4 protein-coding genes and 1 pseudogene are annotated in these 13,096 nt (G+C 48.1%); 3 read left to right on the plus strand and 2 right to left on the minus strand.

Going from position 1 to position 13,096, the window contains the following annotated elements:
• Positions 1–91 precede the first annotated feature (91 nt).
• The 3 genes and pseudogenes from iscB (at position 92) to ACM0OZ_RS01855 (ending at position 3,395) form a co-directional block, all read left to right on the plus strand.
• Positions 92–1,397 (plus strand): annotated as a pseudogene (gene iscB / locus ACM0OZ_RS01845) (RNA-guided endonuclease IscB).
• Positions 1,398–1,567: 170 nt separating this feature from the next.
• Positions 1,568–2,323: a pentapeptide repeat-containing protein gene (locus ACM0OZ_RS01850; protein ID WP_414581132.1), complete on the plus strand. Its 756-nt coding sequence runs from the start codon at positions 1,568–1,570 to the stop codon at positions 2,321–2,323.
• A gap of 526 nt (positions 2,324–2,849) precedes the next feature.
• Entirely contained in the window at positions 2,850–3,395 is a 546-nt protein-coding gene (locus ACM0OZ_RS01855; protein ID WP_414581133.1) for a pentapeptide repeat-containing protein, read from the plus strand.
• A 128-nt stretch (positions 3,396–3,523) separates the two neighbouring features.
• On the opposite strand, the gene ACM0OZ_RS01860 is transcribed toward ACM0OZ_RS01855, so the two are convergent.
• Both ACM0OZ_RS01860 and ACM0OZ_RS01865 read right to left on the minus strand, forming a co-directional pair.
• Positions 3,524–11,980, minus strand: a complete 8,457-nt coding sequence (locus ACM0OZ_RS01860) for an SDR family NAD(P)-dependent oxidoreductase (RefSeq protein WP_414581134.1) — start codon at positions 11,978–11,980, stop codon at positions 3,524–3,526.
• 431 nt (positions 11,981–12,411) lie between these two features.
• Positions 12,412–12,675, minus strand: a complete 264-nt coding sequence (locus ACM0OZ_RS01865; protein ID WP_414581135.1) for a hypothetical protein — start codon at positions 12,673–12,675, stop codon at positions 12,412–12,414.
• Positions 12,676–13,096: the final 421 nt, after the last annotated feature.

Consider the following 13,096-nt stretch of genomic DNA (forward strand, 5'->3'; position numbering starts at 1 on the left):
TGTAGTTGGCGCAAAAAGCCTTCATAACATTGGCGTTCGCGAAGCGGAACCTCTTAGGTTCGGAAAACATAACCCCAGTTGGGAGGACAAAATGTCTAATTTCGTATTTGTGTTAGATACAAACAAACAGCCTCTTGACCCAGTGCCACCGGGACAAGCAAGACGGTTACTCAAACAAGGACGCGCAGCAGTGTTTCGGCGCTATCCCTTTACGATTATTCTGAAATATGCTGTTATCAACCCAAAGACACAACCCCACCAACTCAAAATAGACCCAGGATCTAAAACAACTGGTCTAGCAATAGTTCAGCAAGACAAAGTTGTGTGGGGTGCAGAATTACAACATCGGGGACAGCAAATAAAGAATGATTTGGAATCTCGTCGTGCAATTCGTCGTCATCGTCGAAATCGTAAAACTCGGTATCGCAAGCCGAGGTTTCTTAATCGTGTTCGACCAAAAGGATGGCTCCCACCAAGCTTGCAATCCAGGGTAGAAAACATCATGACTATTGTCAATCGCTTGCGTCGTTTTGTACCAATAACTGGGATATCTCAAGAATTGGTCAAGTTTGACACCCAAGCAATGCAAAACCCAGAAATATCTGGAACAGAATATCAGCAAGGTACGTTGTGGGGGTACGAAGTACGGGAGTACTTGTTAGAAAAATGGGGAAGAAAGTGCGCTTATTGCGGTGCGACTGATACTCGACTAGAAATCGAACACATCGAGCCTCGATCACTTGGCGGTAGCAATCGGGTCTCAAACCTAACCCTAGCCTGCCACGATTGCAATCAAGCGAAAGGCAATCAAGATATTCGTAGCTTCTTGACGAAAAAGCCAGACCTAGTGAAGCGAATTTTGGCACAAGCCAAGCAACCTCTTAAGGATGCTGCTTCTGTCAATAGTACTCGATGGGCGTTGTTTGGCAGATTGAAAAACACAGGTCTTGAAATTGAGGTGGGGACAGGAGGTAGAACCAAATATAATCGCACTCGGCTGTCATTACCCAAAACACATTGGCGCTTACGCTGCTTGTGTTGGCGTAGTAGAGAATTTGCAGATCTCAGCAACTCAGCCCCTGCTAATTACAGCAAAAGGCTGGGGGAGTCGCCAGATGTGTGTGACCAACAAATACGGCTTCCCTATAAAGCATAAAACCCGTTGCAAAACCTTTTTTGGTTTTCAAACGGGAGATATGGTTCGAGCAACTCTCCCTACCGGGAAGTTTACTGGAACTCATGTTGGTCGATTAACTGTACGTGAAAGTGGTGTCTTTGAAATGAAAACACCACTCGGTAAGGTTAGCCCAGTAAGGCACAAGTACTGTACATCAATTCATCGTAATGATGGATATATGTATGCCTTTTCCACAAATGTCCAGCAAATCGGTAATTAGAGGCGTACTGTTCGCTCCTTGTACTAGGGCAAAAATAACCAATTGGGGGGTTCATCCTCTATTAGTAATTTTTTTCTAAAAAATAATAATAACGAATGATAGATATGGCGCAAGCTAAATATCTCGTAAAGTCATAGAGGAATATATCTTAAGTTGGTCAAAGTTGCGCTATGGCTAAAGAATCTTTCCCAGAACTTCAAAACTTGAAGGTGCGCATTGACAAAGCAAAAACTGAGAACTTGCCTGCTGAAGACTTTGCAGGAGCAGATTTGGGCGGGGCAAACCTCAGCGGTATTAACCTATTCAATGCCAACTTTAGTGGTGCAAATCTCAACGATGCCAACCTTGACGGAACCAATCTCAGCAATGCCAAGCTTGGTGGTGCAGATTTGGGCGGCGCAAACCTCAGTGGTACCAATTTCGGCGGCGCAAATCTGAGTGGTGCTAACCTGAGTGGGGCTAACCTGAATGGGGCTAACCTCAGCCTTACTAACCTGAGTGGGGCTAACCTCAGCCTTACTAACCTGAGTGGGGCTAATCTCAGCGGCGCTAACCTCAGCCTTGTCAACCTCAGCAAAGCCGACCTTAATGGTGCTGATCTCAGTGGGGCAAACCTTGCTAAAACTGACCTTAAAGGTGCTGACCTCAGAAGTGCTAACCTCAGCCTTGCCAATCTTGACAGTGCCAACCTCACCGGAGCTAATCTCAATGGTGCAAATCTTGGCGGTATTAAGCTCACTGGGGCTAACCTCAGCGGTGCTAACCTCAGCGATGCCAACCTCAAACTTTCTAACCTTAACGGTGCTAACCTCAGTAATACTGACCTCCGCAGCGCCAACCTCAGCGATGCTTATCTAAATCTTGCTAACCTTTACGGTGCCAAAATTAACGATTCAACAAAACTTGATCACAAGAATCTAGGTTAAAACTTCTTGAGGTCTATTTACGAATAAGTAGGTAGGCACAATTAAATTTAAAATCTCGCTTCCATTCCTCTACAGCAGCGAGAGGAGAGGCTGTAACTCCCCCAACGCTTACAAGGGTTGGGGGCTGGGGGCTTAGGTTTATCTTATATTTTTTCATGCCCACCTACTTAGTCGCCGAGTTTCCAATCACTGCAAACCCAGTAAAACTTCAGGAATTCTTTCTCCCGCATGAACTGGGATCATCAACTCCTGACCATCTAATGGTTGTTTATATTTCTCAGTTCATTATGTATGGCGCTAGTGGTAAGCTAAGCGTAAATAATCATTTCTTCATTAATTAATATATATATTTCCATTAAGGAAATGCTCAAAAAAATAGAAGCTCTTGCAAAATGAAAATAATATTCCAAGCAATAGTTAAAAATCTAGTTGGTGACAACTAAAAGAGAGTCTTCGGTGTGGTTTGGGTAGAACACAACTTATAAATAGACTTTTTGACCTGTCAACACATTGCGAGGCGGATAATATGGACATTAATCACCTCCTGAGTCGATATGCAGCAGGAGAACGGGATTTTAATGGAGCAAATTTGCATCAAGCTAACCTTAGTGATACTGACTTAAGTGGCGCAAATTTTGGTGGAGCAGATTTAAGTGGAGCCAACCTTTGTCAAGCAAATTTGAGTGGATGTGATTTAAGTCGCGCCAACCTTACAGATGCAGATTTAAGTGGTGCAAACCTCAGAGATGCTAACTTGAGTGAGATCAACTTGATTGGCGCAGACCTGATGAATGTCAACCTAGAGAGAACTAATCTCAGTCGCGCAGATTTGCGGACTGCAAATTTAGTTCAGGCAAATCTAGTTGGGGCAAATCTCAGTGAAGCAGAACTCAGTGGTACTGATTTAAGTGGAGCAAAACTTCGTCAGGCAAATTTGATTGGTAGCAACTTGAATGAAGCAGAACTCAACGGCGCTGATTTCACAGGAGCAACCATAACCGAATACGAAGTAAGTGAAGCGATACATACAACCATATCCCACAGATGGGTAACTTGGGCTGGTGGTTGCTAAAGAGCGTGGCATTAAGAATGCAGAGACATCATTTCTCTGGCGTTGCTCTCTATAATTGAAAAGATAGAGTAGAGACGGTACTGTACTGTCTCTACTCGTGATATTACTGCCTTAGAGTTTTTGGCAAACTACTTGACAAGCGAACTCAAAACTAACCTCAGATCCTGCGATATCGCTTGCAAAAGCAGCTCTTGGTCGCTGTGCAGGAATAGGTGGTTGCCGCTTAACATTTGCAGCTTAAATGCGCTGCTAGTCTGTTCGCGCCAAGCCGAGAGATGCTCTTGGGTGATCACCTTGTCCTGCATACCTCCGAACGCAGTAATCGGACAATCCAATGGCTCTGACTCGGAGTAGGTATAATTCTCAACCATCAAAACCCCTACCTTTAAAACCGGTAGCAACAACCGCATCAGCTCGGTATTTTGCTGAATTGATTCTGGTAAATCAATAAGAGATGCTTTTTTGAGCGCCTCCTCCTCAGAGATTTGAGCGATAGAAGAAGATGGATGGGGTAGTTGGGGAGCGTGCAAAGCGCCAATGAATAAGTGAGTGGGAATTTTACCATTTTCGCGGCGCAGGTAACGGGCAAGTTCAAAGCACAGCAATGCCCCTAGACTGTGACCGTAGAAAGCGAATGGCTTGTCCAAATAAGGAAGCAGAACTCGTGCCAGGGTTTCCACAAGAGGAGTTAGCTCGTCGAATGGCTGTTCGCCCAAACGGTCTGTTCCTCCTGGAAGCTGAAGTGCACAGACTTCTATATCTGGTGGCAAGTCATCTGACCAGGAAAGGAATGCGGAGCTACTTCCTCCAAGGTACGGGAAACCGAACAGACGCAGGCGGGCATCCGGATTCGGCTTGAGGAAGACGAGCCAATCGGTTGCTGCTACCGTAACCTTGGAGTGGGATTGTGTCTGGGAAGTTGCTGTGGTAATAGAGTTGGCTGGCGCTAGTTGCTCAACTAACTCTTTTGCCAGTTGGGAAATACTTGGACCCCCCATGAGTTTCATTGTGGGCACGCTCACACCCAGATCTTTGTCGATCCGGTTACTTAGCTCCACTGCCATTAACGAGTCAAGTCCCAAATTGGTCAGCGGTTTTGAGCTGTCTAGCTTGGCAGGAGAAGTTCCCAATACCCGTGCAACTTGTTCAAGCAGGCGAGATTCTACCAACTGCTGGCGCTCTGCCGGTCCTGCAACCATAAGGGCATTGGGGAATGAACCTCCTTCTGGAGCGTCGCCTGCTTCTTTTGATACTACTTCTTCCCCTGCTAGATGAGAGAATCGCCCAGATGCGCCAGCTGCGTGAACCTGGCACCACCGCTGCCAGTTCATCGGTGCCACGGTTGTCTGGACTGCTTCAACTTGGAGCAATTCTCCCAGCACTCTTAGCGCTTGCTGCGATGGCAGCGATTTAGTTCCAATCCGCTGTAAATGTTCCCCTACTTCACCAGAGCGAGCAACGAAACCAACATCGGCAATGACTCCCCAGTTGACACTCAGAGCCGGAAGTCCGCATTGGCGGCGGTGGTGAGCCAGCGCATCAAGAAAAGCATTGGCAGCTGCATAATTCCCCTGTCCTGGATTTCCCACAATTGAAGTAAAAGAGGAGAAATTCACGAAGAAATCCAACGGTGTATTTAATGTCTGAGTGTGTAAGTTCCAGGCACCGATGACCTTAGGAGCCATCACTTTCACGAAGCTTTCCCCAGAAAATTGCAGCACCAGAGCATCGTCGAGAACCATTGCAGCGTGAATAATCCCTCGCAACGGCGGCATAGACTGCTCAATGTCAGTCAGAACATTAGCCACTTGAGTTGCTTTGCTCACGTCTGCTTTGGCAACTACCACGCTCGCCCCTGCTGACTCCAGAGTTTTTACAGCTTCAGATGCGGTTGGTGAAGCAGCACCGCTGCGTCCCATCAATACTAAATGTTTAGCACCGTTTTTGACCAACCACTTCGCCACGGCTAAACTAAACCCACCTAGTCCGCCAGTAATTAGGTAAGTTCCATCACTGCGAAATGTCACTTTCTCCTCGTCTGCGGGAGCTAGGACCACATCTGGGTCTTGCAAAGATACCACAATTTTGCCAATGTGCAATGCTTTGGCCATGTAGCGGAAAGCGTCTGGTGCCTTGCTTATGGGGAAGACGCGGTGGGGCAGTGGGTGAAGGGTTTGCTCCTCAAACTGTTTCATTACTTCCCCGAAGAAAGACCGGACAAAATCAGGGCGTTCATGCCACAGTTGGTCTAAGTCTACAGCGAAAAACGACAGGTTATTCCCAAAAGGTCGCAGACCTAATTTACTGTTCTGGTCGATATCCCGCTTGCCGATTTCGATAAAACGTCCGAATCTTGCCAGCACAGAGAGGCTCTTGGGAATCGCTTCTCCCGCCAAAGAGTTGAGGACGATATCGACTCCTTTGCCGTTGGTGAGTTCCATCACTTCCTCTGCAAACGCGGTGGAGCGAGAATCCATGACATGATGAACGCCCAGCGCTTTGAGAAATTCCCGTTTTTCTGGACTGCCCGCAGTGGCAAAAATCTCTGCGCCAGCTTTTTGAGCCAGTTGGATGGCGGCAAGACCCACACCTCCTGCGGCAGCGTGAATGAGAATGCGATCGCCCTTACTGATTCGCGCCAGGTAGTGCAGGGCGTAGTAAGCTGTGAGGAAAACCGCAGGAATCGTAGCAGCTTCTTCAAAACTGATATGTGCGGGTTTTTTTACCACCAAGCGGGCATCTGTGATCGTATGACTGCTAAAACTATGAGGGGCACTGGCAATGACTTGGTCGCCTATCTCAAACCCTTCAACGCCAGAGCCAATTGCAGTAATAATGCCAGCACACTCTAAGCCGAGCGATCGCCCGGAAAAATTGCCCTCTAAGTTAACATCAGCCAGCAAGTTCATTGCCTTGGCGACATCCTTGAAGTTGAGACCCGCCGCACAAACTTGGATCTCAACTTCTCCCAGCCCAGGTAATGGGCGGGAGATCGCCCGCAGCGTTAAATTGTCTAAAATTCCTGGTTTGGAAATTTCCAAACGGAACGGTTGAGAAGATACCTGCTTTTTCTCAACTGTTGCAATATCTTTTAGCGACACCGGCATTAACCGATGAACGTAGCGTGCTGCACCCCGCAAGGCGATTTCATCTTCTCCGTGATCTAACCATAACTCTGCTTCCAAAGACTCAATTTCTTCAGGGGTTTTGCCACAGCCTAGATCCACCCGAGTACACTGAAACTTAGGAAATTCATTGTTGATCACCCGACCAAGACCCCACAAGGGAGACTGAGCCACCTCAACTGACTTGACCGATTCTCCGACTGCATGCACTCCCTGAGTTACCAGTACAAGACGAGGAGAATTCCCAACTCGCTCCAACGCCTGAACCAAGTGCAAAACGCTCAGACAACTCAGTGGGAGCGACTCTTCCAAAGAAGCAACTGTGGTTTCTTGGGTTGGGGTGATGTCTAAACTCCAGAGGTGAACGACACCACGACAAGCTGGCAGACTGGTACTCACAACTTCCAGGAGTTTTTGCATATCTTCTGGATGTTCCGGGCGGATTTGGAACCGATGGGGATCGAGGCATTTAAATGCATCTCCAGGCGAGATGAGAATGGGAATTTCTGAGCGTTTTTGAAGTCGTTGTGCTAATTGCTGTCCAACCCCAGATCTGTCGGTAAAAATCAGCCAACTTCCCTGCTGTTCGGGTTTGTTTGTAAGGATTGACTCTGTTTGAGTTTCAAGCTGAACTTGAGGACCAGTAGCCAAAATCACGGTTTGCACAGACTCAGAAGCGCTATCTGTATCTGAAATGCCAGTAACTTCAACAAACCCGACATCAGCCAGCAAATCTCGCCATTTTTGTGAACAAAGGAGCGGGTGTGCTGGTCGTAAGTCGAGATCGGAAAACAGCCACCAGCCCTTGAGCATTCCGAAGACTAGATCCATAAAGCGGGAGGGTTTTGTCAACTCTAGTAGAATTAACAACCCCTGCGATGTTAGAAGCTGTTTGACATTCTCCAAGGTGGAGCGCAGATCGCGGGTGGCGTGCAGTACATCGGCTGCCAGAATCAAATCGAATGAATGAGCGTCAAATCCTTGGGAAACAGGGTCGGTTTCAATATCCAAAACCCGGTACTCAATGAAAGGATAATCGCTGAATTTCTGTTGGGCAGAGGTGGTAAACTGTTGAGTTACGTCCGTAAAGACATATTCCGTCTGCTTTACTGGGAGTTTTGGCAGCACGTAAGATGCCATCGAACCTGTCCCCGCACCAATTTCCAATATCCGCACTTTTCGTCCTGATGGTAAGCGCTCCAATGCCGCCCCTATCGCCTTCTGAACAAGCAGGTTATAGATGCGAGAATTCGGCGCGTCTTGGTACAGATGCTCCGATATTGTCATCGAACCTTCCGGGAAAATCAGTTGCAGCGGATCGACTTCACCGCGCAACACTTGAGCTAATTTCTCACCGCACCGTTCTAGCAGCATCAGCTCTGCTTGATAGGCTGGAGATCTCGCCAAAAGTTCTTTCCAAATTTCCTGCGGTTCTTTGAATTCTGGAAGCAAACAGACCTCCCACTCGTCCTCTACCCGACGCAGCACGCCATCTTCGTGCATGATTTCCAGCATTCGCCCCAAGAGACGGTGGTGTTGGGATACTACGCCCAGTTGCTTTGCAAGAGTTTCTGCGCTTATGCGAGTAAGCAATTGTGGCTTAAAACCGAGCTGCTGCAGGGCTTTAAAGACGTAAGCAGCAGACAAAACCTCCATCTGTGGGTTCACCGTCGAGTAGTAATGCGGACGTCCTAATTGCTCGCTCAAGTGAGCCGCAACCCTAGACAAGCTGTCGGCAATTTGTTGAGACGAGGGTAGATAATCAGCGGGCTGGTAAACTAAGGCTTGACCGGGGCGTGCTTTCAACTCCCATTGGTATTCGTAAAGATAGTCCTCTTTTTCTGCAGTAGCTTCCTGCGCTTTTCCTAAGGACTTGCAGCAGAACCCTTGAATTTCAACCAGCACGTTGCCTGCTTCATCTAGCAGTCGGATATCCCCTTTAATCTGTTTCGCGTTTTGCTCTACCAGTCGGGCGTGGCTCCACACTTGAAGTCCGGGACGCCCCCAAACTCGAAGTCGTTTTATCTCAACCGGCAGGTAAGTTTGCTTTTCTGATACAGTACCAATAATAACCTGAAAGCAAGCATCCAAGAGAGCCGGATGCAATTGGTAGTCTTTGATTTGTTTCTCTAAAGCTTCAGGAACTTTGAGTCGTGCGTAAGCTTCTGAGCCAGCATACCAGAGTTGTTGGATCCCTTGGAAATTCGGACCATATTCCAATCCCATTTCTTGGAACTGCTCATAGAGAGCGCTCTTGGAAATTTCCCTAGTACAGCGATCGCGAATCTCATCCAATACAACTGGCTTGGGGGCATTGTTATTCTTATTCCCCAACAAGTTGCCCGAGGCGTGTCGCACCCACGACGCTTTCTCACCTTTAGCTTGACTGTGGATGTCGAAAGAGGTTTGACCGGAGCGATCAACATTTAGCTGAACTGTTACTGGTTCATCAGCCAAAAATAGCGCTTTGTGAAACTCAATTTCTTCCAAAACATAATGCGCCGAGCCGAAAATTTCCTTTGCAGCAGCCAGAGCCATTTCCACATAAGCAGCTGCCGGATACACCACAGTTCCCTGGATGCGATGATCTTGGAGATAACAGAGGCGGTCCTTGTCAATCGCCCCATTCCACACCGGCTGGGCTAATTCCAGACGGCTTCCCAGCAAGGGATGAACTGGCAGTCCCAGCACGGACATCTGGTACGTTTGTCCCAACCGAGCTTGCTGCGATTCAGGAGACTCGTTCCAATAACGCTCTCGCTGCCAGGGATAGGGCGGCAGGCCAACGAACTGACCTTGCTGATAAAGTCGATGCCAATCAACCGGGTAACCCTGGGTGTATAGCTTGCCAAAAGACCCCAACATGATAACCCGTTCGGGTTCAGAACGGCGCAGGGAAGGCAATACGGTCGTTGTTTGATTGACTTTAGCGGAACATTCACAAATGTAACTGGCTAGAACTGGATGAGCGCCAATTTCTAGGAATAGGTTATACCCTGCCTGCAAGAGTCCGTCCACAGCTAGTGCAAACAGCACTGGATTCCTCATGTTTTGCGCCCAGTAGGCACCATCCACTTCGGAACCAGAAACCTGCTGGCCCGTGACGGTGGAGAATAGAGGAATGACGGCTTTTTGGGGATTAATGAGTTCCAAAGACTCTGCTAATTCTGCTTTTAGAGGCTCCATCAAGGGACTGTGATAAGGCACCTCCACCCGTAGGAACCGGCAGAAAATTTGTTTTTGCTCTAAAGATTGGGCAATTTCTTCTAAAGCTTTGCCATCTCCGGATAGGGTTACGGAGCTGAGGCTGTTAACAGCTCCTACAGAAACACGCTCTTCGTATCCGACTAGAAACCGTTCTGCTTCCTGTGACGACAGCCCGACAGCTAACATTTTCCCAAGTCCTGCAGCTTTTGCTTGTAAGCGGCTGCGATGGAAAATCACCCGGACGGCATCTGACAAACTCAGAACGCCAGCAACATGGGCGGCTGCCACTTCGCCGACACTGTGACCGACAATCGCTTCAGGGATGATTCCCCAACTACGCCATAAAGCAGCGAGAGCGACTTGCACTGAAAAGATGGCACACTGAGCGATTTCGGTAGAGTTGATGCGAGAATTTTCCTCCGATGCACTCAATTCTTCGAGCAGCGACCAATCAGTATATTGCCGCAGCAATTCGTCACACTGTTGAATGGCTTCTCGAAATACAGATTCTTCTGACAACAGAGTCCGCCCCATCGCCCACCATTGCTGTCCCATGCCGGAGAACACGAAAGCGAGTTTGGGTGAGGAGTCTTCCGGTAGGCGATCGCAAGACATCCCAGGGCGAGTTTCTCCTGCTAAAAACGCTTCCAGGTGTTCTGCTAGTTCTTGTTTGGAATCAGCCACCACTGCCAACCGATGGTTATGATGGCTTCGGCGCAGGCTTGCGGTATAGCAGATGTCGGATCCGGAGGAATCATCTTCCTCTGTTAAAAAATCTTTGTAAGCCACTGCAAACGCCTTGAGCGCTTCCTCACTCCTAGCCGACAGCGGCAATACTAGCGATTGCTGGCTTGAAATTCGGGATTGGCGAACAGGTGGTGGCGGCGCTTCTGCAAGAACTACATGAGCGTTTGTACCGCCAAATCCGAAAGAATTCACACCAGCGATTCGCGATCCTTTTCCATTGGACCACGGTTCTAGGGTAGTAGGCACGCGCAACCGCAATTCCTCAAATGGAATTTTGGGATTTGGCGTCTGAAAATGCAGAGAAGGTGGAATCTGGCGGTGCTTGAGAGCTAGCGCTACTTTGATGAGTCCTGCAACACCCGACGCTGATTCCAAATGTCCGATGTTTGTCTTCACCGAACCGATAACGCAGTACTCTCCTACAGGCCGATTTTTGCCCAGTACGTTTCCCAGAGCGTTTGCTTCTATCGGGTCGCCTACGGGTGTGCCGGTGCCGTGAGCCTCGATATACTGTACCTGCTCTGGAGATATGCCAGCCTTCTGGCAGGCATCGCGCAGCGCTGCTTCTTGAGACTCTCCGTTGGGAACTGTGATGCCATTGGTTTGACCGTCCTGGTTGACTGCGCTGCCTCGGATGACGGCATAAATCGGATCTCTGTCGGCTTGCGCTTGGGATAAAGGCTTCAAGACAACGATACCAGCTCCCTCAGCGCGGACATAACCGTTGGCTCGCTCATCAAACGTTTTGCAACTCCCATCGGGAGAGAGCATAGATGCCTTAGAAAATCCTATGGTTCCTTCTGGTTTGAGTATCGCATTTACCCCTCCTGCTATTGCCAGCGCGGACTCTCCATTCCAGATACTTTGACAAGCAAGATGGACAGCAACCAGCGCACTGGAGCAGGCGGTGTCAACAGCCATACTTGGTCCTTTGAGGTCGAGTATGTAGGAAATGCGGTTAGCTGTGATACAATTAACGCCGCCCAAATTTGTGTAAGCGTTAATGGAGTCGCGATTGCTTACACCTAGCTGAATGTCGTGGTAATCGCTGCCCGATATGCCAATAAACACCCCTGTCTTCGAGCCAGCAAGATTTTCCGGCACTTGCCCCCCATCTTCCAGCGCCTCCCAAGCTACCTCCAGCAGCTGCCGTTGCTGCGGGTCCATGCTTGATGCCTCTCGCGGAGAAATCCCGAAAAATTCGGCATCAAAAGAGTCTATTTTATCTACAAAGCCGCCCCAGCGAGTTCGTATTTTGCCCGGTTTTGCTATATCCGGGTCATACAAAGTGTCTACATTCCAACGGTCTGCTGGCACCTCTGTAATGGCATCTACACCCTCTTGCAGCAGTTTCCAAAAGGCTTCGGGACTGTTGGCACCGCCCGGAAAGCGGCAGCCGATGCCGATGATGGCAATGGGTTCTGTTTCAGTTTCCGCTTTTAAACCAACCTGGGAAGTTTGCTTTTTGAAGGTTTTCAAACTAGGGTATTCGGAATTTTGAGTCATGATACAGTCTGTTGATCGTGTAAAAACTGACTTATACTAAGTTGCATTCAAAAACCTCACCCCACCCTGCGGCCACCCCTCTCCGAGCTCAGGGAGAGGGGCGGGGGGTAGTTGCAGCTATGAACGCAATTCGGTATTAAAAGCAGTGCTAGAGCCCTTGACCGAAGCCCGCAACACACACTAAAACGTACTCTGAGTTATTCACGATCTAATGTTTTCACTTTCTTAATGGAAATGCAAGGACACTTAAGACAGTTAAGATGAAAATGCAAGGACAGTTAAGACAGTTAAGACAGTTAAGACAGTTAAGCATAAATTTAATAAAATTTTAAGGATTCAGGTACCTGAATCCTTAAAATTCATTATTAGGAGGATATACAGGCGCAGTCATGCCTCACGCCTTATACCTGTAGGAAAAACCCACAAATAGATTAATGAGTTTCTTTAATGAGTTCAGCAATATCTGTATACTCTATTTCAGCTATTGGTTTATGAATTTTGTACTGTTCAACTGGGTTTTTCATCACGGCGATGACTGTTTCCAGAGGTGGACAATCTGGCTCATGACACTGTAATTGGCTTAGAGAAATAGGAATTTCTTCATCAATTTTTAAAGCTTGGTAAATCCACTTTTTGACTTGTCTAGTTTGTTCTGTATTTGCCTTTTGTGTTTGTCTGCTAAATGAAAAATTCATATTTTTAGTTTTTAGAGTTGCTCTTTCAAGTTACATCTGGTAAATGCTTTTTGTCTGGTATAGCCAAACAGGATTTTGCTATGTCACAGTTGTGGCGTTACTATTTGAGTCCTTATCGCTTCTGAATCAAGTCCAAGCTGTTCCTTGTTTGACAAGCTGCGACTGGAGCCCTGAGGACAAGCTGCAAAATATGTGTTACAGCGGTTTTCTGTAAGGTGGGCATTGCTCACCCGGAGGGTGAGCAGTTCCTACCCTGCACCGAAGGCGTTCCGCCTACAACGGGGGGAACCCCCCTTCGGGTTCACCCTTCGGGTATCTTCTATGCCTTCGGCACGCAAGAGCGGCGTTAGCGCAAGCTCCTCCGGAGGAGGCACGGAGACGCTGCGCACATGAAGGAGCCTGCGCTTTGCGCTTACGCCAG

This window comes from Scytonema sp. PCC 10023 (assembly GCF_963920835.1).
Lineage (GTDB): Bacteria > Cyanobacteriota > Cyanobacteriia > Cyanobacteriales > Nostocaceae > Kalymmatonema.